Annotated in this window: 19 protein-coding genes; 9 read left to right on the top strand and 10 right to left on the bottom strand. The window is 51.7% G+C overall.

The annotated features are described in order from the left end of the window. Positions 1–88: 88 nt before the first annotated feature. Positions 89–952: a hypothetical protein gene (locus CBR65_RS20880; RefSeq protein WP_087468655.1), complete on the top strand. Its 864-nt coding sequence runs from the start codon at positions 89–91 to the stop codon at positions 950–952. Positions 953–964: 12 nt separating this feature from the next. Here CBR65_RS20880 and CBR65_RS20875 read toward each other — a convergent pair whose 3' ends face one another. The 5 genes from CBR65_RS20875 to CBR65_RS20855 form a co-directional block, all read right to left on the bottom strand. Next, entirely contained in the window at positions 965–2131 is a 1167-nt protein-coding gene (locus CBR65_RS20875) for a glycerol-3-phosphate dehydrogenase/oxidase (protein WP_087468654.1), read from the bottom strand. 38 nt (positions 2132–2169) lie between these two features. Then, positions 2170–3675 (bottom strand): FGGY family carbohydrate kinase, encoded by a 1506-nt coding sequence (locus CBR65_RS20870; protein ID WP_087468653.1) that lies wholly within the window; start codon positions 3673–3675, stop codon positions 2170–2172. Beyond that, entirely contained in the window at positions 3675–4115 is a 441-nt protein-coding gene (locus tag CBR65_RS20865; protein ID WP_087468652.1) for a DUF2214 family protein, read from the bottom strand. The genes CBR65_RS20870 and CBR65_RS20865 overlap by 1 nt, the downstream gene beginning before the upstream one ends. Positions 4116–4242: 127 nt before the next feature. Then, positions 4243–4581: a DUF1820 family protein gene (locus CBR65_RS20860; protein ID WP_087468651.1), complete on the bottom strand. Its 339-nt coding sequence runs from the start codon at positions 4579–4581 to the stop codon at positions 4243–4245. 161 nt (positions 4582–4742) lie between these two features. Continuing rightward, entirely contained in the window at positions 4743–8396 is a 3654-nt protein-coding gene (locus CBR65_RS20855; RefSeq protein WP_157672178.1) for a hypothetical protein, read from the bottom strand. A 210-nt stretch (positions 8397–8606) separates the two neighbouring features. Between CBR65_RS20855 and miaB the strand changes: the two genes are divergently transcribed. The 6 genes from miaB to lnt all read left to right on the top strand — a co-directional run bounded on the left by miaB (position 8607) and on the right by lnt (position 15258). Further along, complete coding sequence (miaB, locus tag CBR65_RS20850; RefSeq protein WP_087468649.1) at positions 8607–9977, top strand: tRNA (N6-isopentenyl adenosine(37)-C2)-methylthiotransferase MiaB; 1371 nt, start codon at positions 8607–8609, stop codon at positions 9975–9977. A gap of 107 nt (positions 9978–10084) precedes the next feature. Further along, entirely contained in the window at positions 10085–11047 is a 963-nt protein-coding gene (locus CBR65_RS20845) for a lysylphosphatidylglycerol synthase domain-containing protein (protein WP_087468648.1), read from the top strand. Between the two features lie 135 nt (positions 11048–11182). Then, a complete protein-coding gene (locus CBR65_RS20840) occupies positions 11183–12235 on the top strand; it encodes a PhoH family protein (protein WP_087468647.1) in 1053 nt (350 codons plus the stop codon). A 5-nt stretch (positions 12236–12240) separates the two neighbouring features. Next, positions 12241–12711 (top strand): rRNA maturation RNase YbeY, encoded by a 471-nt coding sequence (gene ybeY / locus CBR65_RS20835; RefSeq protein WP_087468646.1) that lies wholly within the window; start codon positions 12241–12243, stop codon positions 12709–12711. A gap of 43 nt (positions 12712–12754) precedes the next feature. Continuing rightward, positions 12755–13624, top strand: a complete 870-nt coding sequence (locus CBR65_RS20830) for an HlyC/CorC family transporter (RefSeq protein ID WP_198300830.1) — start codon at positions 12755–12757, stop codon at positions 13622–13624. 71 nt (positions 13625–13695) lie between these two features. Then, complete coding sequence (gene lnt, locus CBR65_RS20825) at positions 13696–15258, top strand: apolipoprotein N-acyltransferase (RefSeq protein ID WP_087468645.1); 1563 nt, start codon at positions 13696–13698, stop codon at positions 15256–15258. Here the strand turns inward: lnt and CBR65_RS20820 are convergent. Together CBR65_RS20820 and CBR65_RS20815 are read right to left on the bottom strand one after the other, a co-directional pair. Then, positions 15255–15668 carry a hypothetical protein gene (locus tag CBR65_RS20820; protein WP_157672177.1) on the bottom strand — a complete coding sequence of 138 codons (414 nt, stop codon included), beginning with the start codon at positions 15666–15668 and terminating at the stop codon, positions 15255–15257. The two genes, lnt and CBR65_RS20820, sit on opposite strands and share 4 nt — an antisense overlap. A gap of 51 nt (positions 15669–15719) precedes the next feature. Next, positions 15720–16106 carry a hypothetical protein gene (locus CBR65_RS20815; protein WP_087468643.1) on the bottom strand — a complete coding sequence of 129 codons (387 nt, stop codon included), beginning with the start codon at positions 16104–16106 and terminating at the stop codon, positions 15720–15722. Positions 16107–16433: 327 nt separating this feature from the next. On the opposite strand from CBR65_RS20815, the gene CBR65_RS20810 reads away from it, so the two are divergent. Continuing rightward, entirely contained in the window at positions 16434–18329 is a 1896-nt protein-coding gene (locus CBR65_RS20810) for a di-heme-cytochrome C peroxidase (protein WP_087468642.1), read from the top strand. Positions 18330–18481: 152 nt separating this feature from the next. On the opposite strand, the gene CBR65_RS20805 is transcribed toward CBR65_RS20810, so the two are convergent. From CBR65_RS20805 to CBR65_RS20795, 3 genes are all read right to left on the bottom strand, one after another. After that, positions 18482–19474, bottom strand: a complete 993-nt coding sequence (locus tag CBR65_RS20805) for an HD domain-containing phosphohydrolase (RefSeq protein ID WP_087468641.1) — start codon at positions 19472–19474, stop codon at positions 18482–18484. Between the two features lie 44 nt (positions 19475–19518). Next, positions 19519–21912 (bottom strand): PAS domain-containing hybrid sensor histidine kinase/response regulator, encoded by a 2394-nt coding sequence (locus tag CBR65_RS20800; protein ID WP_087468640.1) that lies wholly within the window; start codon positions 21910–21912, stop codon positions 19519–19521. Positions 21913–22058: 146 nt separating this feature from the next. After that, complete coding sequence (locus tag CBR65_RS20795; RefSeq protein WP_087468639.1) at positions 22059–23024, bottom strand: GGDEF domain-containing protein; 966 nt, start codon at positions 23022–23024, stop codon at positions 22059–22061. A 484-nt stretch (positions 23025–23508) separates the two neighbouring features. Between CBR65_RS20795 and CBR65_RS20790 the strand changes: the two genes are divergently transcribed. After that, the gene (locus tag CBR65_RS20790) at positions 23509–25686 is read left to right on the top strand and encodes an FG-GAP repeat protein (RefSeq protein ID WP_087468638.1); all 2178 of its coding nucleotides are present in this window, start codon (positions 23509–23511) and stop codon (positions 25684–25686) included. Positions 25687–25867: the final 181 nt, after the last annotated feature.

Genomic DNA, 25867 nt, shown 5'->3' with positions numbered 1-25867 from the left:
TTAAAATAAATTGCCACCCATAGGACCCAACGTGTTCGAATACCCGGAAACCTTGTCCAAATTCTGTACAGCCGAGACGGCAACCAGGATGTTAACTTCCCATACTCTGCGCTGGAGTTCGCCGCATTTGTTTGGCGATCCCTTCGAGCTGGACCACCGTACCGGGTTGAGTTTTGATCCACACTCCATGCTGAATGAAGTGATCCGTACCACCATCGCCATGATTTTTTCCCCCAGTGCGCCTCACGGCAATTCGTTGCTGATAAATGGCATTCGCCGCTGGCGGGATGACGGGCGGTTTGAAACGCCGGCCGAAGCCGAAGCCTCGGCTGCATTGATGGAGTTGCTGTCAAAGATGGTTGATCAACGGCAGGCCGACATTGATACCCTGATGGCCGACTGGCGACACTTTACTCGCCACCTGCGCATCTGCTGCTTCAGCGATAAGCCGGATAACCTGCCCTGCTGGCAGCGGCATGCGGACAACCATCGCGGCGCCGTGATCCGTTTCCACGTGTATGAGCTGGGAGTTAACCCCGATGCGGCAGATGCGTTGCGCCCGATAGAGTATCGGCAGATCCGCCCCGAAATTACCACCCTCAAGGAACAGTTAAACGCCGCGATTTATAATGAAAAACCGAATTTACAAACCGGCTTTCTCGATAAATTATTGTGCAAGTCTGCGGTAGCCAGCGGCGAACATGAATGGCGTTGTTTCTATAACGCACTGACAGAACCGAGCAGCAAAAGTAACAACGACATGGATTGGTTTGATGATCGACCTTTTTTGAGCAAGGCGGTCAGCACCATTTACCTCGGTGCTTATATGTCGGTGGATGACAAGAAAAATTTATTGGATGTGCACAGGGAATTTTATCCCAATGCCAAAATTTTCCAGGCCCAACCCGTGCACGGCAAATATGATATCGAGTTTGTAAAAGTTACCCGTTAATCCATCAACAATTTATTCCGGATATAGCGGCAATTGAGCGGTATCACCGCGTGCTTGCCGCTCCGGCAGCGCCGCACGAACACGATCAAGCGCCATTTGCGCCGTCGGGCGATAGGTGGTTAATTTCCCGCCCATCAGCGACAACACGCGCGGGCACTCCGCATTATCCACATCCAGCAACACTTCGCGCGGCCGAAAAAATGCGCTCTTTTCGCTGCGCGGCAACACGCGCAATCCGGCAAAACCTGAGACCGGCACACCGGAAAGATCCAGCGCGGGAAAATAATGTTTTAACGTCGCCAGCAAATACGCTTTTTCGCTATCGAGGCAACGTGCTCCTTCCGGCGGTCCATGATGAATGGTTTCTGTTGTACCGATAAGCAATTGCTGTTTCCAGGGCAAAACAAATACCGCGCGTTTATCCTGCGGCGCTTCCAGGTAAAAATATTGTTGCAACAAAGGCGGCAACAGCAAATGGCTGCCCTGCACTAATTCTACTGCGGGCAACGTGTGTGCAGGAAAGATGCGGGCCAACACATCCAGCGCCCAGGGGCCGCTGCAATTCATCAACACACTCGCGGTCACGGCGTGCTCTTGCCCTTGGTAGTGGTAATCAATATGAACCTGCGTACCCTGCACTTCGGCAGCGATAAAACGGGCGGGGATCAATGCCTCGGCACCGAGCGATAACGCAGAGCGCAACACCGCCGCCGTCAAGGCAGCATCATCCGTTTGTGCTTCGTAATAGCGAAACACTTCGCGCAATCCGTCCTGTTTTAATCCCGTTAACGTATCCCATTCGCTCTGGGGCAAACTGCGAAAATGGGCGGTATTACTCAGCCCGGCAAGTACGGAATACATACTCAAACCGGCGCGGATTGTTAAAGGCGAACGCTTGGAATCCTGATAAATCGGAATATGTAGGGGTTGCAGTTTGACCAGGTCAGGTGCCAGTTTTAATAACAATGCGCGCTCGCGTAAGCTTTCGCGCACCAAACCAAATTGGGCGCTCTCCAGATAACGCAAACCGCCATGGATTAATTTGGATGATTTACTGGAAGTACCCGCAGCAATCGCTTGTTGCTCAAGCACCAGCACAGAATAGCCGGCCGCTGCCGCCGCTTGCGCAACGCCAGCCCCCTGAATCCCTGCGCCGATCACCACCACGTCGTAATGCATAAAAATGTCCCGTTAGATATAGCAGATTGCTGGTCACACTATGAATTGCCCAACCACACATGCAGCGCACCTTGCCACGCCAGAAATCGCTGCTGTAGCAACGGATTGTGCGTAGCAACAAATTGCTCATCATTATATTGCGGCTGCCATTGGGCAGGCATACCTGCCGTTGTGAAAGCAACGCCTTGCAAGGTGGCATCGGTGTTATCACTGCGGTGAACTGTCACGCCCGTTAAATCTGCCAGTCGTTGACACAGTCCATCAGCCCGACTCAATCCGCCACTGATATAAATACGTTTTACCGGACCCAGCGATTGCATCAAATGGAAATTAACCAACAGCTGAAACACCACACTTTCCAGCCAGACTTGAATTTTTTCCAGGGGCGCCAATGCTTCGCTGAAACGAGAGCTCAGATCGGTTCGCCAATAAGGCGCACTCAAACCACCGACGGCATTTAAAAAATACGCATTCGATTTTGTTAACGCTGTTGCCAGGGCAGTGTCGATAAGATTGGGGGTAATTTCTGTATCGATTTCCGTCTGCAGCCAATCAATAGCCGCCGCTGCGCCATTAACCGTCGCTTCCCACGCGTAAAGCGGTGTAGAGGAAGCACTGGCTGGATCAGGTAACCATAGCGGGCTGACCAATAATCCCGCCGGGGCCTCAAGTTGGCTGGTTACACGTTGTATAAACGCACCGGTACCGATATTGATATAACACGCATCCGCCTCAGGCATACCGCGTGCAAAGAGCGATGCCCCCTGATCGCGCTGAGAACTGTTCAACGGAATATTATGGCCACGCATGGTCAAGTGGCCGAACACACTGTTATGCCAGGCACATACCGGCAAGATCACTGGATCGATCCGAAAACAATCCAACAAATCACCATCCCACTCATGGGTAAACAGATTCCACAACAGCGTGCGTTGCGCATGCCCTGGGTCGATAAACGTTTGCGCCGTTTCATTGCGCAGCAGATTGGAAAATAGGTAACTGGCTATGGGACCGATCATCAACTGGTTTGAATTCGCTGCTGATTTGACGGCCTCGATATGATCAAGGCACCAGCGAATTTTACTCGCGCCATAGTGGGGAGAAATGCGAATCCCCGTTCGCTGCTGCACTTCATTTTGGGAGAGCGGAAAATTGTGCAGCCAGGATTCAGCACGCCGATCCTGCCAGCTCAATACTGGCGATAAAGCGGCTCCGGTTTCACGTTGCCAGCAAAGTAATGATGACCCCTGCCCCGCAAAACCGGCAGCCGTGACATTGCGGATCGTCTCGCCCAACTCATCAATCATGCCTTCAAAGCAGGTGCGAATGCCGCCGAGAATTTCCTCGCCATCCTGCTCAACATGAACATGCTGCTGTTCATCCGAATAAGTGTGTGTCGCACAGGGAGCAGAGAACATACTGACCTGCTCCCCGGTAGTGCGATACACGGCTACCCGACTGCTCTGGCCGCCCTGGTCTATCGCCAGAACCAGCGGTTCAGCCGGGTTAGTTGTTGAGGGATAACGTGGATGGTTTTGCGGCATCAGGCGCGCGCCATGAAGACGGCAAGCAAGGGCAAGAGCACAACAGCCAGCAACTCGATACGTTGCACCAGTCGGATTTTGGCCGGGAGGGGCATCAGGGTATCCGGGGGCAGATTAGCCGAGCGTCTACGCGCTTTGAAAAACACCAGCGTAGGCCAGATGGACAACAAGGCCACAATGACAAACAGCGTAACCTTTGCATGAAACAATCCATTCTGGGCATAAAAGATCGCGGGCTTGCCCACCCAGAACACCTTACCCAACCCCGTTAGCAACACCAGGATAGCGGCGCCACCATACATACCATCCAGAATAAAAAGACGTTTGATTTGCTGAGGGTTCGCTTCCGTCACAAACAGCAGGTGCTGGGCAACCAACGCCGCAAACAACACCATAAAACCCAAGTAGTGCAGATAAGTTACCAACGCTTCCGCCATCATGAATCAGGACTCCATCAATCAATATGCGGTGAGCATACCCTTTATCGAACCGCAAAAAAAAGCGGCCCGATCTAAAAAGACCGGGCCGCCGGGTTCTTTCTCAGGGCGTTGATGTATAAACGCGTTGCTACTCTCCCGAGCCAGGATTAGGTATAAAACCGCCGTAGGGAAACTGGGCTACCTTGTCGCTGCCCTTGAATTCGCTGATCTTGGCTGAACCTTCTTTTTCCACTTCATCAATGCGCACAATGGCATGCATGGGAATATAAGAGCGTTTCACGCCTGCAAATTCATTCTTCAAGCGCTCTTCCGCCGGATCAACCAGCAGCTGACTGCGCTCGCCAAAGACAAACTCCTCAACTTCGATAAATCCATACATCTCGCTCTGGTATATGGCCCGAGCAAAGACCTCATACACCTGCCCTTGATTAAGGAAAATGACCTTGTAAGTGGGTTTAACTGCCATATAACTCTCTGAATATGCGTTGCAGATGGCCGGATACCGACCGATGGGACGAAGGGCGCGAAGGATAGCACAATTCGGGAGGTTTCTCGCCTAAGCGACCGATCAGGCTTTTACAGGAGGACAAGGGCGCGGCAGCACCCTTGTCGGTGTGAGTCCACCGTCTAGTGAACGAGGTACATTGCCTTATCGGTGTTGAACATCAGGCGCGACTCACCTTCGTCCGCTACCCGGTTAAAAATACTGCGCGAGGAAAATGAGCCCAATATATTCATCTTGCCAATTAAACCGCCGGACTCCAGATCGAACGCGCCAATGAAGTGGTCGTCATAGTAACTGGTTGGGTTACGTGCACCGATATACAAATGAGAGGGTTGCGCAGGATCAGCCGAAAAAGCCATATCAATCAGATAACCTGGAATTTCCCATGATTTTATAGCTTCATCAAAAACATCATCCTGATAACTGAAACCCAACAGGCCGGTTTCATATTCGATACTACCGTAACAGTATATTTTCACCTGTCCTTGCTCTTCCCGTGCCAAAAGGCGCTCACAGTTCACCGGTGTTGTCATCACAAGGCTGAAGGAAACCCCGTCCTTCCGCCACACTTGCAACTCGTTCCAGGAAGAGACGATGACATCAATGGTGTCAAGATCAGGCCTGTCTACGATAGCGTAATCCCTAATTTGATTATTCACGATATCGCTGGAAATAATTGCTGCTTCACTGATGTCCGTCATAATCAGCTTGTTATCATCAATATAGATGCCATCCATCAGGTCATCGCCATTAATATCGAATGCAGTGGGAGCCCTTAAACCGCTGTTGTACTCAGTGGAGCCTGATGACCAGATTTCACTCAGATTGCTGGCCTGGAATGCCTGAAACTCCTGCCCAGAGTAGTAATCATTTGCGCCTATGAAGAAGACATCCCCGTAGCCATTCTGATCATAATCTGTGGTTACGCCTTGCAATCCACTCGTGGTCCACGAATTAAGTAAAGCAGACTTTTCCGTAGCGCCATTCTCTTGCACAAAAAGCAAATGTTGACCCTGGGCATCACCCCGCTGCTGCACAATAAACACCGATTCCTGTTCAGCGTCAGGAGTGCGATTCAGCCAACCAGCTGCAGAAAAATAATCCCAGTATGTGCCATTGTTCCATTGGTCATCACTGAACAGCACAGTCAGTGATGTTCCACCACCAGCCTGATGGATTTCATTAATGCCATCGTTATTCGAATCACCTATGGCAAGACCATAGGCATTGCTGTATTCCGTTTCACTCAGTGTTCGATCGATAACTGCGGCTCCACTGGCAACATCATAAATAGTTGACTCATCCCATCCGCAGGAACTTACCAGAATCTCTGCCTGGGCGTCGGCGTCAAAATTATTCACTAAAATATTACAGGCATATAGGTCATCGATACTCATGCGCTGGCTTTTAGCAACCGCATCAAAAATTACGACACTAGCGCTGTAAGTATCTCTGAGCGAAATAATCTCCTCGACTCCATTATTATCCACATCACCCAAATCGAGTTTGGATCCGAAACCATCTCCGTAGTACCACTGATTAGCCCAGGTTACTGTGTCATAAACCAACCCATTGGACAGCACAACCTCCAAAGCGGAATCTTCATCAACATTACCTACCACGAGCTCTTCGGCAGGAGAAACCAGATTGATGCTTCGCAACTGCTCGCCTGAGGGCAAGTCATACACCACCAAACGCGGTTGAGAGCCGTAATAACTGCTATCGCTAACCAGCGTGATCAATTCAGGTGTCCCGTCGACATCAATGTCAGCAATCTGGGCTGCGTGAAAATAACTGTCCTCCAACAATTCAATTTGTTCTGCTGGTGCATCGAGATCCAGAATGATGTTGATATTACGATTGCCAAGCACGAGGATTTCCTGCGCAGAATCTTCATCAAGATCGGCGGGCAACACTCGAATGATATTATTTTCAGTATTTAACGATAATGGATACAACCAGGACTGTTCGTAACCCTCACCAGTGAAAGAAACCAACATCACCCGCTCATTCCCATCTGTGGTCAATATTTCATTATTGTCATCACCATCAAAATCGCCGACCCACAAGGAATGTGGACGTGTCGACGTCCTGATATCCGAATAAGCCGTTGGCATCTTTTTAGTGGCATCAGTTACAGTTACCTGACGTTCAACCTTCGTTTCATAGTATTCATCTGTAGATGCATCAAAAACAAAGCTATATGACATGACGTTGCCGAACAACGGTGCCGTCGCAATCCATTCTACCTGTCCATCTTCATCAATGACCGCACCCGGCGGAGCAGAAATCATGGGCAATGCTTGAGGGACATTGCCATTATCAGGATCAATTAATACGGCAGAAAATGCCACCAATTCACCGGGTATTACATTTTCTGTCGGGGTGTCAATACTGACAACACCGGGGGCATCATCGATGTAAATATCCAGGCGCGAACTACGAGTAGTATTGAAGCCATCTGAAACCACAGCAACAACACTCACCGTATCACCATACACAGCGACATTAGCGGGAAAGGTGGTAGAGCTGCTCAGAGAAGAGAGCACATTGTTGATGTACCATTCATAAGAAATACTTAGAGGATCATTCTCTACATCATAAGTGTCGGGTGGAGTAACAACCAGGGGCGTCAATGTCGTGGCGGACCAATTTTCCCAATAAAAATAATAAATCTGTGGAGGGAAATTAATGTCATCTATGGGAACAAATACAGGATCTGTCGCCGCAAAGCTATCAAACTGAAAAAAGTCTGCAAGGCTGGTACCGACATCGAGAACATCATCACCATCGTAATCAATAGCGACAATTACGGCATAATCATGGAAATTAACATGCCCCACCGCTTCGCCTGAGCCGGATATTTTTATGTTAGATCCTACTTGGGTAGGTATGACAGTAACTTTACCGAGCGAACCAATAAATAAAGTCCCGTTAATGCGGGGCGTATAAACCTCATAATAATTGACGTTTTCGGTGAGATTTTCCAATTTATATTGTTCATTGTTTGTTTCATTAGTAAGCGTGACGTAATGAACAAAGGTGTAACCATAAAAGCTAGAGTAAGAGAATTCTCTTGAAGAGTAACCGGAAGCAATCCAACGCTGGCCATTCAATGTCACGCTAAGCCGATCATAATAAAGGCCTTCCTGCGAAGCGTCTTCGTAATAATCGCCCACAACGGCATATTTGCCGTTGTATAAAACCCCGTCAAAACGGCAAGAAAAGTAAGTCACAACCACTTCAGCATGGCTTTCGCTTTCTATTCCTTTCACCGTGAAATAACCAGATTCATCGCAGTCAATTCGTTCGTCAACTTCCTCATCAGCAAGGCTGCCTTTTTGAAGCCGCGCCACATCGATATGTTTTGTCAAATCAGATGCAATTTCATTCATGAACAATTGCGGCTGACGGTTTGATTTTTTAATTTTTTGTTCTTCAACCGATGAGGAGGATGGTTTAAAACCTGGGCTGACGACACCATCATTTTCCCTCTGAAATAAATACTCCACATATACCGGGAGCGTTTCTTCATTGATTTCCGCTGTAGTGGTTTTACCGGTATAACGCGTATCACTCAACTTCTTAAAAGTCGTGTTCATCACTGCCGGATCAAGGTCAGCAAAAGGATCGGATGGCGGGGGAGTTGGTTTCCCACCGTTTCCACCGCCCCCTCCACCACCACCGCAGGCAGTCAGAGAGAACAAAATCATGATCACTGCAGGAAAACGGGAAAAGTTGGAGATGCTTTGAAGCGAGGGGAGGATTTTCAACATGTTATGGCCACTCAGGGAAGTCCATTTGGGAGGCGCAAAGAATAAATTAAGCGCCATTGTAGCTCAATCATTTTTTATGCAGTTCGTACAAAATCCGGCCGAAAGATTCGCTAATTTGTCCCAGGCTCATCGACCTATAGGCTTTACCACCCAAGGCCGCTATAATGCGCGCCCGAGTTTTCTGCGTAATTTTTGATCAGGTTTGCTGCCATGACCACCACCGAAACCACAACCAAGAAGCTGTACATCAAGACCCACGGTTGTCAGATGAACGAGTATGACTCCTCGCGCATGCGCGATTTGCTGGGGGAGTCGCACAACATGGTGGCGACGGAAAACCCGGAAGATGCGGACGTTATCCTGATTAATACCTGCTCCATCCGCGAAAAGGCGCAGGAAAAGTTGTTTCATGAGTTGGGCCGCTGGAAGCAGCTAAAAAAGAAGAATCCCAACCTGGTGATCGGCGTCGGTGGCTGTGTCGCCAGTCAGGAGGGCGCCGCCATTGCCGAGCGAGCGCCTTATGTTGACCTGATCTTCGGCCCGCAAACCCTGCACCGCCTGCCGGAAATGATGGAGACCAAGCGCGAAAACGGTGCTGTGGTGGTGGATATCAGTTTTCCCGAGATTGAAAAATTCGACCGCCTGCCCCAGCCCGATGCAGATGGTGTCAGTGCCTTTGTGTCGATTATGGAAGGTTGCTCCAAATACTGTACCTTCTGCGTCGTTCCTTATACCCGCGGTGAAGAAGTGAGCCGCCCGATGGCCGATGTCATGGCCGAGATTGTCCACCTGGCCGGTCAAGGTGTACGTGAGGTGAATTTACTCGGTCAGAACGTGAACGCCTATCGCGGTGCCGGTAAAGACGGCACGGTGGTGGATCTGGCGGAGCTGATTACATATGTGGCGGCCGTTGAGGGTATCGACCGCATCCGTTTCACCACCTCGCATCCGGTGGAATTCAGTGATGCCTTGATTGATGTATACAACGACGTGCCCGAGCTGGTCAGCCACTTGCATCTGCCCGTTCAAAGTGGCTCCGACCGCATTCTTATGGCGATGAAACGCGGCCACACGGCGCTCGAATACAAATCCAAACTGCGTCGCCTGAAGAAAATTCGTCCCAACATCAGCTTCTCATCCGATTTTATTATCGGCTTTCCCGGCGAGACAGATGCGGACTTCGAAGCCACCATGAAGTTGATCCACGATATGGACTTCGACACCTCCTTCAGCTTTATCTACAGCCCACGTCCAGGCACCCCCGCAGCCGACTTGCCGGATGAAACACCGGAAGAGGTCAAGAAGCAACGCCTGCAAATACTGCAAGACCGCCTGATCCAGCAAGCTATGGGTATCAGCAGACGGATGGTCGGCAACACAGAGCGCATACTGGTCAACGGCTATTCGCGCAAAGACCCCGGCCAATTATGCGGTCGCACGGAAAACAACCGCGTGGTGAATTTCCGCTGCGATAACCCGGCGTTGATCGGTAAGTTTGCGGATATCCTGATCGAGGAAGCGCTGCCCAATTCATTGCGCGGTACCTTGATCAGTTCGGAGCTTGATGCTGATTGGTGCTGATGCTTTTCACTGCCTATTGCTAGCATCGCCAATATACCGCTCCACACCAGACTCAACTTTTCGCCCCGGTAAAAGATCCGGCAGCGCTTGATTAGGTAAGGAACTACATGATGAGGTTGAACAAGGACTACGTGTGGCCGATTATTGGACTGGCTGCGGTAGGATTTTCGGCTTGGTTGTTGTTCCATCAGCTACGCGACATCTCTTTCGACGATATCGTCGACAGCCTCAATGCAATACCTGTCACTGGCTGGCTGTTGTCAGCCCTCGCCACCCTTCTCGCCTACGCAGCCCTTGCTGGCTACGATCGTCTTGCCTTGCTCCACCTGCGTAAAAAAATATCCTGGGGTTATATCGCGGCGGCCTCATTTACTGCCTATGCCATCGGCCATAACATTGGCGCTTCGGTGTTTTCCGGTGCTGTGGTGCGCTACCGTGCCTACACAGCAAAGGGTTTGAGCGGCGCCGACGTCGGTGTGCTGGTGGCGTTCTGCTCGTTTACCTTCACCCTGGGTTCTATTCTGCTGGGTGGCATCGTGCTGCTGATTGAACCTCGGCTACTGAATCGCTTTTTTGAGGACCTAGCACTGTGGGTTCCCATTGCCAGTGGCGTAGCAATGCTGGCCATGGTGGGGCTTTACGTTGTCGGCAGCAGTCTGCGTCTCAAATCCTTGCGCATCCGTAATTTCCGTCTGCAGTATCCCCGTTTGCATATCGTGTTGCGTCAATTGATCATTGGTCCGTTGGAATTGATCGGCGCGGCAGCCATTATTTATTTTGCGTTGCCTTCCGCCAGCAACCCTGGTTTCCTTCTGGTATTGGGCATATTCCTCGCCTCCTTCTCCGCTGCGCTGGTCTCCCACGCGCCGGGTGGGCTCGGGGTGCTGGAGGTGGTGTTCCTGCTGGCGTTGCCGGATGTGAATCCCGCCGATGTGATAGCCGCGCTGCTGGTCTTCAGATTGTTTTATCTGCTGATTCCCTTCGCTTTATCGCTGGTGATCGTATTGTTGTTCGAGCATGACCAGTGGCTCCAGCGATGGCGCCTGGCTCGCAAACCACCGAAAGAGTAGGCCTGGTTTCTATAACCGAAGGTTAGTAAAAAAGCGTTGGAAAGAATCAATTGGCCGATCAAGAGGCTTTTACCCATTCCGGGAATGGTTTAGTCTTTAACCGTGTATTGCCAAAAGAGCCTCGAACCTCCATTGATGAATAGCCATGTAGTTACCAGCCCCGACGCTATCACCCGTCAATTGACCCTGGAACCGGATGATAGCCGACGTCTCGCCAACCTCTGCGGTCAGTTCGGCCAACACCTGCGCCAGATCGAACAACGCCTGAATGTGGAAATCCGTAACCGCGGCAATGAATTTGCCCTGGTCGGTGAAACACAACCCACCCAGGCCGCCGCCGAGTTATTACGCCACCTTTACCGAGAAACCGACAATGTCGAGCTGACGCCGGATGAGATCCATCTCGCCCTGCAAACTTCCGGCATAGAGGCCCTTATGGAACAACTGAACACCCCTTACGACGCTGGCACTGATACAGCCCATGAACAGGACAACGAAGATACCAGCGCCGGCATTACCCTGATTCGCACCAAAAAATGCACCATCAAGCCGCGCGGTTTGAATCAGCAGCGCTACGTGCGTTCAGTGCAGGACAATGACATTAACTTCGGCGTCGGACCGGCCGGTACCGGTAAAACCTACCTCGCCGTCGCCTGTGCGGTTGAAGCGCTGCTGAAGGATGAAGTGGAACGTATTCTCCTGGTACGCCCAGCGGTCGAAGCAGGGGAAAAACTGGGCTTCCTGCCCGGTGACCTGGCGCAAAAGGTCGATCCTTACCTGCGTCCGCTTTATGACGCTCTGTTCGAAATGCTGGGCTTCGAAACGGTCGGCAAGTTGATGGAGCGCGGTGTCATCGAGGTAGCGCCACTGGCCTTTATGCGCGGTCGCACATTGAACAATTCTTTTGTCATCCTCGATGAAAGCCAGAACACCACCCGTGAACAGATGAAGATGTTCCTCACACGCATCGGCTTCGGCACCACAGCAGTCATCACCGGCGATCCAACCCAGATTGACTTACCGCGCGGCCAACAATCCGGTTTGCGTCACGCTATTGAAGTGCTTGAGAATGTGGCCGGTATCAGCTTCACCCACTTCAACTCCAAAGACGTGGTTCGCCACCCACTGGTACAACGCATCGTTGAGGCTTACGACCAGTTCGAGCAGAAACCGGGCACGACCGACTGATCATCATGACCACCCACGTTGATATTGATGTTGCCAGCGGCAGCACACACATTCCTGTTACCGAGCATATCGAACACTGGATCAGCACTGCCCTGACGGCAGTGCCTGATCTGGACCGGCCGGACACCGAAGTCAGTGTTTACATTGTTGATGAGCCCGAAAGCCAGGAACTGAACCTGCGCTATCGCCAGCAAGACAAGCCTACTAATGTCCTCTCCTTCCCTGCCGACATTCCACCCGAGTTGAATTTACCTTTATTGGGGGATCTCGTCATCTGCGCCCCGGTCGTAGAACGTGAGGCGGTCGAGCAGCATAAAACCCTGGAAGCTCACTGGGCGCATATGGTGGTCCATGGGACCTTGCATTTATTGGGATATGACCATATAACCGACCCCGAGGCAGAGGAAATGGAGAGTCTGGAAACCCGAATTCTCACGGAAATGGGCTTCCCGGCACCTTACGAATTTCACGAATAAGAACTCTCACTGAATAATTTCTATATCACAGGAAAGCATTACCATGTCGGACGATCCCACGAGTAGCAGCGTTCAGCGCCAAGCGGACCGCATAGAAAAACAAGACCGGTCCTGGCTGGACAAACTGCTCCATGCCTTTAGCGCTGAACCTAAATCCCGCGAAGAATTACTGGACATCATCAAGGATGCCGCCAATAACCAGCTATTGGATCAGGAAGCCTTGAGTATTATTGAAGGGGCCATGGACGTGTCCTCCTTGCAGGCCCGTGAAATCATGGTGCCGCGCTCCCAAATCGTCGCCGTGCGGATTGACGATACACCCCAGGAATTTTTACCCAAGATCATTGAATCCGGTCACTCCCGCTTCCCGGTGATTGGCGAGTCGGCTGACGATATTCGCGGCATTCTGCTCGCCAAAGACCTGCTGCGGTTGCTGCTGGATAACCAGCAAGAGTTCAACCTGGAAAATATCCTGCGTCCAGCCAACATCATTCCCGAAAGCAAGCGCGTCAATGTGTTGCTGCGTGAGTTCCGCGAAAAGCGTTATCACATGGCGCTGGTGATCGATGAATACGGTGGTATCTCCGGTCTGCTGACCATTGAAGATATTCTGGAAGAAATTGTCGGCGATATTGAAGATGAAACCGATGAAGAAGTCAGCGATGACTTCATCAAGCGCGTCGGCGAAACGGACTACATCATCAAGGCACTCACCCCCATCGAAGACTTCAACGAGTTCTTTGGTTCAGGACTGAGCGAAGATGACTTCGATACCATCGGCGGTATTCTGATGCAGGAGTTTGGCCATCTACCCAAACGGAATGAAGTGGCGACTATCGACAACTTCCAGTTCCGCGTGCTCTATGCAGACAACCGACAAATACATCTGCTAAGGTTGACGGTCAACAAATAGCAAAAAATCCCGCCCTCTCCGGCGGGATTTTTTTAGCAGCTCCTTTCAACTTCTGCGACGAACCTTTCTACATGACGGCTTCACCTTTTGCATTGCGTCTTCGGGCCTTACCCAATTGGCTTGCCTGCATTCTGTCACTGATTGCCGGGGCACTGGTTCCGCTCAGTCTCGCGCCCTTCAATCTCTGGCCTCTGGGCATTGGCGGTATGGCGCTACTGGCGTTGTTACTTGAGCAGGGCTCGCTGGCACAAGTCTTTAAACGCGCCTGGTGTTTCGGGGTAGGATTATACGGGGTGGGGGTGTCATGGATTTACATGAGCATCCATAACTTCGGCGGGGCATCGATCTTGCTGGCCGGCTTTCTGACACTGATATTTGTTTTTTTTATGGCCCTGATGTTCAGCCTGCCGTTTTATGTATACGGACGCTGGTTCAGTCGCTGGCGCTGGAGTTTAGTGATTGCTTTCCCCGCCTGCTGGTTACTGGGCGAATGTTTTCGCTACTGGTTCTTAACCGGCTTCCCGTGGTTATACAGCGGTTATGCGCATCTGCATACGCCATTGTCGGGTTGGGCTCCCTTGGTCGGGGTGATCGGATTGGGCTTTATCTGTGCCCTTACGGCAGGTGTACTGGCCCAGGTAATCTGGCAGTGGCGGCAACCAACCCTGGCATGGGTGGGCGGTTTGGTGGTCGCAGCCTGGATCAGCGGTTTTATGCTGAAAGAAGTCTCCTGGACCCAACTGGATGACGAGCCAATCACAGTCGCCATGGTGCAGCCGAACATCTCCCAGGACATCAAATGGAGCGCTGCCTTTGTTGAGCCTACCCTGGATTTACTGCGCACCATGACGGAAGATCTTTGGGGAAATGATTGGGTTATCTGGCCTGAAGCGGCCATTCCCCTGACCTATCATCAGGCCCTGCCTTTCCTGAACGAAATGAATGATCGCGCCACCGCGTCTGGTGCGGGCCTGATGACCGGCATTATCTACGACAACCCACACGATGATCGCTACTACAACTCGATTGCCGGGTTCGGTGATGCCATGGGGATTTATCACAAGCGTCGTCTGGTGCCTTTTGGCGAATATGTACCCCTGGAAAACTGGCTGCGCGGTTTGATTCACTTTTTTGATTTGCCCACGTCCATTATTGCTTTTGGTCCGATGGAACAACGCGGTATTCAAATTGATCAGGTCGCTGTGTCGCCTTCAGTTTGCTATGAACTGGTGTACCCGGATCTAGTGGCATTCAGTGCGAGGGATGCTCAGGTATTGCTGACCATCAGTAACCTGGGCTGGTTTGGCGATTCCATTGGGCCGTTACAGTTTATGGAGATGGCGCAGATGCGTGCTCTGGAGACTGGTCGTTACCTGGTGTACAGCACCAACAACGGCAGCAGCGCCTTCATTGATGAAAAAGGCCACATCATCAACTTCAGCAACACCTTTGCTACCGAAACCTTGACTGGCACAGTCTACGCTGCCCAGGGAATGACACCCTTTATGCGTTGGGGCAGTTTGCCACTGGCAATCCTGAGCCTGATGTTACTGATTGGGGTGCGTGTTTTGCGCGGGAAAGAGCCCGCCGTACAGGCAAGCATCCTCGATGGGATTAATAATGGTGAAGGTTAGTAACCCGCTGCGGGAGAAATCTCCCGGGGTTTGGCCAGATTCCGGGTTTGGCCGTAGGTAATAGGCACGACCGTTGCCTTGACAATCCAGTCTTGCAAGCGCTTGCCTTCGTCCAGATTGTTCAGCATGACAAATTTATAGCTCACCAGGTCGGCATCACTCCACACGATATCGAAGCGACCAAACATACTGCCCTGTTGAGGGTGATAAACGTGGCGATAAAATTGTGTGCTGACCGGATGCAAACTCAAACGCTGCGCTAATTGCGCCAGATAGGTGGCGGCATTACGTGAGATGGAACTACTGGTGTTGTTTTGCCTGTCCGACATAAAAACCGCAACGGTCCCGGCCAACGCCAGCACTTTAACGTCAACACCCACTTCCACGTTGTCTCTGTCGAGTAACAGCACGGAAGTCATCTTTGGCAAACAGTTGGTTTTCATCGCGTTTAATTTCGCCGTTCAGGTGGCCGCAGCCTTCAGTTGATCATCGGGATCGAGCAAGCGCATTAGTTGTTGTCGTTGCACAGGAGAAGTGATGAGTTCGCCCCTGCCCGACAGCGGCGTTGTACCCACCCACTCAAAACGCCAACGCCACAGACTTTGCTCGTCCGCCGCGCTGCGCAATTCCACCAATTCAAAACGCTTCGTGTCAAGTTGAAAACGGTGCAATAACTGAAACGCGAAATGGTCGGCATTTTTTCCGACAAAACTCGATGCCTGCTGGCTTAATGCGGTAACAAAAACGTAATCGCGCATCTCTGTGGGTATATGGGTAACGCCTAGAAAAACCTTTTGACCGAGGCGATTATCAAGTTCCAGCCGGGTAAAACAGGAATGATGATGCATGCGAGAATGACCTTGTTATAGGAATAGCCCCTATTGAGCAACTCCGTACCGATAATCATGCCGGGCTAAAAACCCGATCAAATAGGGGGCGGCAGTTTACGCACAAACAGCTCATGCGCAAGCGAATTCATCATAGACTTGAGTTAGCAGTGATTTATCCGCCAAAATAAACTTTTTGTTTGCGCTTTCCTGTGAGTACCCGTTGTCAGGCGGTTTTGGACTGGCAACAATGGACCACCGCAGCCGGAAGGAACAACTGAAGTCTACTGATGCAGCAGCCCCCGACAGGCTAAACCTGAACTCATCGATTTATCGTAAGGAAACACCATGAGAAACATGATTCGTTTTATATCTCTGATGTCACTAATGACGCTGATGCTGTCTGGTTGTACATCTCTCTCCCAGGATGTTTTTGACACACACCGCAAAGCCTTGTTGTTACCCGAAGACACCTTGGGCGACCAGGCATCGCGCGTGGTGTATCCCGAGCAAAACTGGGACCCCGACGACAGCTTGTGGTTCTATAATACGGCCCAAGGCTCTCACCTCCTGCCCTACAACATTTTCCTGCATCTGGAACAAGCGAATAGCCAGTCATTGTTTCGTGCCAGCGATAACATGGACCGTTTGCGCTACCTTGTTCAAAAGCCCTCACGCGCTAACCCTGATGGTTTACCGCTGGGCTGGGTCAAGGAAAGATATCAGGGCAAGGAATATGTTGGCCTGACTTGCGCAGCCTGTCACACCGGCCAGGTTAATTATCAGGGTGTTGCGATTCGGATTGATGGAGGACCAACGCTGTCGGATATGGACAAGTTGTTAAACGAACTGGCAGCAGCACTGGAGGCCACCACCAAAGATCCGGAAAAATTCAAGCGCCTCGCCGCCAGGCTTCTCGATAAAGCTACGCCTGAAGATCAGCAGGCGCTGCTCGATGAAGTGAAACACCTGGAACAAAACCTGCGCCGTTATAACACCGCTAACGCATCCTATGCCGACGCTCAACCGGTACCCTACGGCTACGGACGCCTCGATGCATTCGGGCGGATCTACAACCGGGTTTTCGCCCATCTCACACCCGGTGTGGAAAACACCAACCCCGCCAACGCACCGGTCAGTTATCCGCAATTATGGGATACACCCCAGCATGATTTTGTGCAATGGAACGGTGTCGGTGATAACGAGGGTGACGGCACCTTGTCGCGCAATGTGGGACAAGCCATCGGTGTGTTTGCCACTTTAGATTTACAGCGTTTGCCCGCCGATGCCGGCTACCGCTCTTCCGTCAACATCCGCAATGTGCAGCGGCTGGAAATCCACCTGGAAAAACTCTGGTCACCCAGTTGGCAAGAACTCGCCAATAAAAATATTCTGCCGCCGATCAATCGTGAGCTGGCAGAAAAAGGCGCTGCGGTTTACACCGAATACCAGTGCCATACCTGCCACGCATTGATTGATCGCACTGACCCGAATCGACGCATCACTGCGCACTTCGCCAGTCTGCAACCCTTGAATACAGATCCCGCCATGGCTCACAACGCTTTGCATTACGCGGGCAAGAGCGGTTACCTCGAAGGCCAGGTTTCACTCAAACCACCAGCCAGGGTTTTTGCGGCACAGGTATCGGCCCTGGCCGCTGTGCGCGATGTGACCGAAGGGGTTATACGTGCAGCGCAAGCGGAAGAAACAGAACAGAATGAGGGTACGGCTGACCACACTACCTGGCGTTCCAGCGTGCAGATTCAATCCACCCGTCGATTGCTGGACTTCGAGTATGTCGATAAAACCAACCCTCAAACCCTGATGGCCTACAAGGCTCGTCCCTTGAATGGCATCTGGGCAACAGCGCCATATCTGCACAACGGTTCTGTAGCCAATCTTTATGAACTGTTTCTACCAAGCTGCAGTGATGCCGAGATTGCTGCTGGAAAAGTATGCCGAGCCAATCAATTTACCCTGGGCTCACGAGAACTTGACCCGGTTAAAGTAGGACTTGTGCAACGCGATCCGCAAACTTATCCCAATGTATTTGTGCTGGACACGCGCTTACCAGGCAACGCCAACAAAGGTCATGAATACGCTGCGGGCGTTACACCGGTTGCCGTTTTCGATGAGCAGGGTCAATTGATTAAAGATGCCGAAGGCAAGGTGGTGATGCGTAAACTTCCGCCCATCAACGATGAAAAACGCAAAGCGTTGGTTGAGTTTTTAAAGACATTGTAATTTTCCACAATGCAAGTTTGGCGTTAGGCCTTTTGTTTCGAAACCCTCAAGTCAAGGATGACTTGAGGGAGCTACAAGGACGTATTCATGCGTTTTCGAAACAAAAGGCCTAATGCCAAACGGATGACGAAGCGCCTAGCTAAAAAGCGAATTTATATTTTTTCCGCCCAACGTTCTTTAACCTCCAGTACTGCCGGCAGCTGTTCAAGAAACACCTCAACCAAACGCGGATCAAAATGTTTACCGCGTTGCTCACGGATGTAAGCAATCGCCTCATTCAGCGGCCAGGCTTTTTTATACGGCCGCTGAGTGGTCAGTGCATCAAAGACATCCGCCACCGCCACGATACGACCCACGACCGGAATATCTTCGCCCTGTAACCCACGGGGATAACCGCTGCCATCCCAACGCTCATGATGCGTCAAGGCAATATCGTGAGCCATATGTAAAAGTCCGATAGTGTGTACGCCGATAATACGCGCACCAATGACAGGATGTTCACGCATGATCGCCCATTCTTCCGGCGTTAATTTACCCGGCTTCTGCAAGATACAGTCGGGGATACCGATCTTACCGATGTCATGCATAGGCGCTGCATGGAGCAAATCTTCCGCCCTTGCTTCATCAAAACCGGCAGCGCGGGCGATGATATGGGAATAGTGGCTCATGCGAATAACATGAAGCCCGGTTTCGTTATCTTTATATTCAGCAGCGAGCCCCAAACGCTGCACGATTTCCAAACGTGTTTTCTTTAACTCATCGACCTGCACCAGCGATAAATGCGTAGCAACCCGCGCACGGACAATTGCTCCACTCACCGGCTTGGTAATGTAATCCACTCCGCCCACCGCAAAACCCTGGGCTTCTTCAGCCGCATCACTCAATGCACTGACAAAAATGACCGGGATATGTTGGGTAAGTATATTTTGCTTCAACCGCTCACACACCTGATAGCCGTTCATCTGCGGCATCATCACATCCAGCAGTATTAAATCCGGCAACTCTGTCTCGGCCAACTCCAGCGCTTTTTCCGGCGATTTGGCAAATAGCAAACGGTAGTGCTGTTTAAGTATTTGCCGCAATACATTCAGGTTGGTTGTCTCATCGTCTACCACCAGGATCGTGATGCTGAAGTCAGTTGTCATGATGTGACTCTCGCGATGTCATTATTGATTATTGTTGATATCGGCTATCGGGCAGATGTTGCTGCCCCAGATGTTTGCTGCAAAGCCTCAAGGTGATGTAATGCGGTGGAAAATTCAAAATCCATCATCGCCTGCTGGATTCGGTCGAGAATGATCTGCTGTGGTGCTTCACGAAACGCCTGCCGGAGAATGCGCAAGGATTTTTCATCCAGCTCACCGCGCCCCAAGGCGCGGGTCAAATGCGTCATAGCCTGACTGCTTTCCTCTGCACCAACCAATAATTGTGGCATTGCAATTTCGCGCAACTGTGGCAACGCATTAACGGCATCAATTAAATGTTCGACAACCACTTCCAATTCTGCACGCTGCTTGCGCCAGGCATCGCCTTGCAGTTTTTCAACCGGGATTTGCGCAACGTGTTTGAGCGCTTCCGTCAATTCCGGTAAGGCAAGATTCACAGCCGCCCCACGCGCCCGGTGCAGCAACTGTGCAACGGCAGACACATTGCGATCAACCAACGCAGCCTCCAGATTCTCCACCAGCGATCGGTTTTCCGCGATAAATTGACGCAGTGCGTTGTAATAAAAGGTTTCACTCTGCCACAAAGCAAGACCTGCACTCAGCGAGATCGGCACCGCTGTCGATGTCGGCATCGCAGGTGGCGCGACAGATGGCTGCAACCTGAGCCCCAGCAAGCGCGCCATCTCCGATTGCAACTCAAACAGGTTGATCGGTTTGGAGGCGAAACCATCCATACCCGCGTCGCGCGCGGCCAGTTTATCCGCATCCAATACACTGGCCGTTAACGCAATGATCGGCGTGGGATTTAATTGATTTTCCTGTTCGTGTTGGCGCATCAGCCGACTGGATTCCAAACCGTCCATCACCGGCATCTGCACGTCCATCAATACCACGTCGTAGGTGTGTTGCTTAAACGCCGATAAGGCTTCAGCGCCATCCATCGCTGAGCTAATGTCGTGGCCACCTTTGCGCAGCAAGATTTCCAACAACTGCACATTTGGTAACACGTCATCAACCACCAGAATACGCAACGGCGGCAGTGTCATTTGCTGTCGATTGGATGAGCGGGAGTGGATTTCGCCCTGCGCTAATGGAATACGGAAGGTGAAGGTCGACCCCTTGCCCACCTCACTGGTGACAGTAATAGTACCGCCCATCAACTCGATCAACTGTTTGCTGATGGTAGTACCCAAACCTGAACCGCCAAAACGGCGTGTCATGGAAGCATCCGCTTGTGTAAAAGGATCGAATATATGTTCCAGCCGATTAGCGGGAATGCCAATGCCCGTATCCTGAATGGCAAAACAGATGAACGCTTCATCGGCAGATACCTTGACAACCACTTCACCGCGCTCGGTAAATTTCACTGCGTTACCGACGAGGTTCACCAAGACTTGCCGCAAACGTTGTTCATCGCCACGAAAAAATTCACCCATGCCGGAGGAATACGCCAGGCGCAGCGCCAGGCTTTTTTGTTCAGCATTGATTTTGAAGGTCGCAAGCACCTGATAAAGCAGTTCGGTCAACGAAAAGTTAACGTCTTCCAGCTCAACAACACCACGCTCCAATTTGGCGGTATCGAGCACGTCGTTGAGTAAATGCAATAAAGACGCAGAGGCGTGATCAATGGTATCGAGGTATTGTTTTTGTTCTGCGCTCAAGGGGGTTTGCAAGAGGATATCAATGAACCCGATGATGGCGTTCATGGGCGTACGAATTTCGTGGCTCATGTTTGCCAGAAATTCTGTCTTCACGGCTGCGGCCTGCTCTGCTTTTAATTTTTCATGGCGCAACACCTGCTCCATCTCATAACGCTGGGAAATATCCAGGATGACCCCATCGAGCCATACAATTTCCCCCACATCATTGGTAATCAGGCTGCCATTTTCCCACACCCAAAAAACCCGGCCGTCTTTGTGAATGATGCGATATTCCACTTCAAATGTTTTATCGCTGTTGAGAATTTGTAAACCGATGCGGTCGCGATCATCCGGGTGCACCACATCGCTGAATGTTATGCCCCCTTGCCGCATGAATTCGCTGGCAGGGTAGCCGGTGAATTCTTCCACCGTATCGCTGATGTACAACATGGTCCACTCTTTGTCCGGCAAACAACGGTATGAAATACCCGGCAGGTTACCGACCAGCGAGCGGAATTTTTCTTCGCTTTCACGCAGGGCGGTTTCAAAGACCGTTTTGTGTTGCACCTGTTGATATTGCAGGCGGCGATACAATGCGCGATAGCGCAGAAATCCATGTACGGCTAACACAAGAACTGTCAGGACAGCGGCGATAGCAAAGGTCGCGAGTGCAATAAAGGTAACACCGCTGGGAGGATTGTCTAACTGCGCCACACCGAAGAAATGCGCTAGCGCCATACCGGTGTGATCAAACCAAGTCAAAAAATGTGTCGCCACACCAGGACCTCGTGAGGGGTGTCGTTATGTCCTGTGCGAACTGCTGGGGTTCAGGGCCGGCGCAAGCAGGATTTTTGCTCATATGGTTCAAGCATAGACTGCACCACCGAGGCTCGCGAACTCTCCCTGCCAGCACAAGCAGATTTTCAGCGCGGCGCCAGCGTATCCACTGACACACCGGACGCAAGCTCGACCGAACCGCAGATACGATTACGTCCTTCAGCCTTGGCTCGATACAGCGCTTTATCTGCCTGGGCAATCAATTCATCCGCATGGATATGGCGGGCGCTGGCAATGCCGCCGCTGATGGTGAGTATGTTGTAGGGGCTATGTTGATGACTCAGGGCGAGGAGCTGCACAGCCTGACGCGCCCGTTCCGCAGCATGACTGGCGTCGCCGATGTCGGAGCCGGGTAACAGCATCAACAGTTCTTCACCGCCGTAACGGTAAAGTGTGTCGCCATGGCGCATGGTATTTTTGATGGCCGCCACGACCGCTTGCAAGGCATGATCACCCTCCACATGACCATAGTGATCATTAAAGGGTTTGAAGTAGTCGAGATCCAGTAAAGCAATGGCATAACCCTGGCGGGTACGATGGGCCGTTGCCGCCACTTTCGCCATATCCGCTTGCATCGCGCGCCGGTTGCCAATCCGCAGCAGTGGATCTTCCCGCGACTGGGCGCGCAGCTCGGTATTGGCATCTATAAGCGCTGACTGCTGCTCAAGAATATCGACGTAAAGATTGATCATATCGGTATGGGTGACCATGCCCACCAGGTAGCCCTGGCCATCAATCACGGGCAGATGGCGCACATGGTGAGTACGGGCGAGCCGCAAGGCTTCAAAGAGGCTGGCATCCTGGCTGACACAAACCGGATCGGGCGTCATGATTGATGACACCTCCCAGCTATCGATCACCCCGGTTTGCAGCGCACGCGAATAAGCTACGACCAGATCGCGCTCGGTCAGTATTCCTTTAACCAGTCCGTCGGCCGTGATAACCGCACAGGAATGGTTGTTGGCCCGCATGGTGGCAACCACATCCACCAAAAGGTCGTCTTCCCTGGCAGAGGAACCCACTGAGCTCATCAAGTCGCTAACGGTCGTCATAAATTATCCTGAGAACCACCCTGGAAACGCCATCCTGCACCGGTCTTAATGTTATGGGTTGCAGCGGTCGCGAAAATGTGCGGCGGATAATAACACGTATGGCGTTAAAATCTTCAGCTATTGAGCAACAATTAGGCGAAGCGTTTGAGAAGTAACCGACATATCCGCCAGGGACAAGGGTTTTATCCTGAGAAGGAGTAAATGAATTGTAAAACTTTGTGCGGCTAGCCGATGGGGACAACCCTGAGGCCCAGCCCCGCCGCCTGGATATTTAATAGCCCACAACCGCCCGGCAGTACTGCTTTTCCCGACGGCTTCCGAGAATTCCTGAACCAATTGGGTTGGCCCGCAGTCCTAATTCCCGCGCCAACAGCGCCCTTACGCAAACCTAACCTCACCAGCAGATATCTGTGTGTTTGGATTGACACCGCGCCCTACGACACACAGAATCGCCGGCTAGGTTTTACTATCAGGAACAGGCTGCATGAATATTGATCGAATCCAGCGCTTGCTTAGTCGTAGCGCCCTTGTTTTTTCACTTTTAGCCAGCGCATTGGTAATGACCGCCTGCGGTGGCAGCGATAAAAATGATGATGTATTTCCCGACCCCAGCAGCAGTTCTTCCAGCCTGTCCAGCTCCAGCAGTTCATCCAGTTCCAGCGCCAACGCTGTGTGGCCTGACATCAATGTGACGGCGAATTCGCCCAAAACCCTGTCATTCAGCTGGACACCGGTGGAAGGTGCCCTGTCTTACCGCCTGTATAAGAATGCGGATGGCACCAGCGGGTTTGTGCAGGTCGGTGCCGATCTGACTAGCACCAGTGCTACCGATACTATCAGCGTTCACCTCCATGACTGGCTTAACGCCACCTATTATGTTGAAGCCTGTCTCTCCGAAGACTGTACCGATAAAACAGACTCCAATCCCGCCACTACCCCCGACGCCATGTTAGGGGCTATTGGCTACTTTAAAGCGTCCAATACCGAGACCAGTGACTGGTTTGGCTGGAGCCTGGATATCTCTGCCGATGGACAGACCCTGGTGGTTGCCGCCCCGGCTGAAGACAGCAATGCCACGGGTGTTGACGGTTCGCAAACCAGTAATACCAGCCCCTCTTCCGGTGCCGTTTATGTCTTTTTCCTGACTGAGGGCGTGTGGACGCAACAAGCCTACATCAAAGCCTCCAATACTGAGCAACCGAACGACGATGAAGACCTTACTCTGCCTAATGACCGTTTCGGTTACCGTGTGGCCCTGTCTGATGACGGCAATACCCTTGCGGTCACTGCCCTGATGGAAGACAGCTCCGGCGCCGGCATTAACTGTAACCAAGGCAATTACAAGTACATCGACACCGAAGACGAAGACAAGGTTAAACACGGCCAGGTCAATGCAGGTGCTGTGTATATCTTTACGCGCAGTGAAGCTACCTGGAGCCAGGAAGCTTATCTGAAGCCTTTTAACACCTCTTTGGATCATCAGTTTGGTTACAGCCTGGCGCTTTCCGCCGATGGCAATACCCTGGCGGTTGGCACTGTGAATGAATCCTCGTTTGTCGCTGGCATTCCCACGCTCAGCAGTTCCAGCAGCGATCCAGCGCGTTGCGAAAATGCCAACGCCTCGCCTTCGAGCGCCGCATCCAGCACCAGCTCTTCATCGAGCAGCTCCTCGTCAAGCAGTAGCTCATCGTCCAGCAGTACCAGCAACTCTTCATCCAGCTCCAGCTCCACACCCGGTGGTTCCAACTCCGGTGCTGTCTATGTATTCGCACGCGCTGAAGGTGTCTGGATGCAGCAAACCTATATCAAAGCATCCAACGCCGGTTCGGGAGATAGCTTCGGTGCTAGCGTCGCTTTGTCTGCGGATGGCAATAAACTGGCCGTCGGCGCACCCGGTGAAGATAGCGATGCCACGGGTGTGAACGGAGACCAGGCCAATAATTATGCAGTAGGTACTCAGACTGGAACCCAATACCTCAACGCTGGTGCGGTGTACGTATTTACCCGTACCGAGAGCACCTGGACGCAGGAAACCTATCTGAAACCGGATTATGTCTCCTGGGCGCTGCAGTTCGGCCACAGTGTGGATTTGTCGTCTGATGGAAATACGCTGGCGGTCGGTGGTATTGGCGACCTGAGCCGTACGACTGGCATTAACGGCGACCCGTCTGATTACGACCTGGTACAACTTGATCTGCTGTATCCATCCGATGGCGCTTTCTCATCAGGTGCGGTTTATGTATTCACCCACAACGGCACCACCTGGACCCAGAATGCTTATATCAAAGCGTCCAACGCCGAAACCAATGATCAATTTGGTCATCGGGTAAAACTGTCTGGCGACGGAAGCCGCCTTGCTGTCAGCACTATCATTGAGGCAGGCAGCTCAAAAGGTATTAATGGTGATGAAAGTGATAACAACACCTCTAACACCGGTGCGGTGTATGTCTTTGGCCTGGATGCCGGCAACTGGACCCAAACCAGTTATGTAAAACCCTCTAACACCCGTGGCGGCGATCGTTTTGGGTCAGGTCTGGGACTCAGCACAGATGGCGGCACCATGGCGGTCGGCGGTTATCGCGATCCGAGCAATGCGACCGGGGTGAATGGGGATCAGAATGATGATTCCGCGCCTTCGGCTGGCGCGGTGTATGTCTACTAGGACTTGATAGATCTTGTCCCATAGGGATGTGGAGCACCATTTGCTCGTCCCGCACACAATCCAAGTTTGGCGTTAGGGCATGTATTTCAAAACCCTCAAGTCACGGACGACTTGAGGGAGCTACAGGGAGGTATTTATGCGTTTTTGAAATACATGCCCTAATGACAAACGGACTACGAAG

It is taken from the genome of Cellvibrio sp. PSBB006 (assembly GCF_002162135.1).
In the GTDB taxonomy this organism is placed as follows: Bacteria; Pseudomonadota; Gammaproteobacteria; order Pseudomonadales; family Cellvibrionaceae; genus Cellvibrio.
Note: the sequence above shows the minus strand (reverse complement) of the source record. Positions and strands in the feature narration are given on the sequence as shown.

What these genes read in the sequence shown, in the direction of transcription:
- CBR65_RS20880 (WP_087468655.1), top strand. Translation starts at nt 89, where the DNA reads ATGTTAACTTCCCATACTCTGCGCTGGAGTTCGCCGCATTTGTTTGGC.
- CBR65_RS20875 (WP_087468654.1), bottom strand. Translation starts at nt 2,131, where the DNA reads ATGCATTACGACGTGGTGGTGATCGGCGCAGGGATTCAGGGGGCTGGC.
- CBR65_RS20870 (WP_087468653.1), bottom strand. Translation starts at nt 3,675, where the DNA reads ATGCCGCAAAACCATCCACGTTATCCCTCAACAACTAACCCGGCTGAA.
- CBR65_RS20865 (WP_087468652.1), bottom strand. Translation starts at nt 4,115, where the DNA reads ATGATGGCGGAAGCGTTGGTAACTTATCTGCACTACTTGGGTTTTATG.
- CBR65_RS20860 (WP_087468651.1), bottom strand. Translation starts at nt 4,581, where the DNA reads ATGGCAGTTAAACCCACTTACAAGGTCATTTTCCTTAATCAAGGGCAG.
- CBR65_RS20855 (WP_157672178.1), bottom strand. Translation starts at nt 8,396, where the DNA reads ATGTTGAAAATCCTCCCCTCGCTTCAAAGCATCTCCAACTTTTCCCGT.
- miaB (WP_087468649.1), top strand. Translation starts at nt 8,607, where the DNA reads ATGACCACCACCGAAACCACAACCAAGAAGCTGTACATCAAGACCCAC.
- CBR65_RS20845 (WP_087468648.1), top strand. Translation starts at nt 10,085, where the DNA reads ATGATGAGGTTGAACAAGGACTACGTGTGGCCGATTATTGGACTGGCT.
- CBR65_RS20840 (WP_087468647.1), top strand. Translation starts at nt 11,183, where the DNA reads ATGAATAGCCATGTAGTTACCAGCCCCGACGCTATCACCCGTCAATTG.
- ybeY (WP_087468646.1), top strand. Translation starts at nt 12,241, where the DNA reads ATGACCACCCACGTTGATATTGATGTTGCCAGCGGCAGCACACACATT.
- CBR65_RS20830 (WP_198300830.1), top strand. Translation starts at nt 12,755, where the DNA reads ATGTCGGACGATCCCACGAGTAGCAGCGTTCAGCGCCAAGCGGACCGC.
- lnt (WP_087468645.1), top strand. Translation starts at nt 13,696, where the DNA reads ATGACGGCTTCACCTTTTGCATTGCGTCTTCGGGCCTTACCCAATTGG.
- CBR65_RS20815 (WP_087468643.1), bottom strand. Translation starts at nt 16,106, where the DNA reads ATGCATCATCATTCCTGTTTTACCCGGCTGGAACTTGATAATCGCCTC.
- CBR65_RS20810 (WP_087468642.1), top strand. Translation starts at nt 16,434, where the DNA reads ATGAGAAACATGATTCGTTTTATATCTCTGATGTCACTAATGACGCTG.
- CBR65_RS20805 (WP_087468641.1), bottom strand. Translation starts at nt 19,474, where the DNA reads ATGACAACTGACTTCAGCATCACGATCCTGGTGGTAGACGATGAGACA.
- CBR65_RS20795 (WP_087468639.1), bottom strand. Translation starts at nt 23,024, where the DNA reads ATGACGACCGTTAGCGACTTGATGAGCTCAGTGGGTTCCTCTGCCAGG.
- CBR65_RS20790 (WP_087468638.1), top strand. Translation starts at nt 23,509, where the DNA reads ATGAATATTGATCGAATCCAGCGCTTGCTTAGTCGTAGCGCCCTTGTT.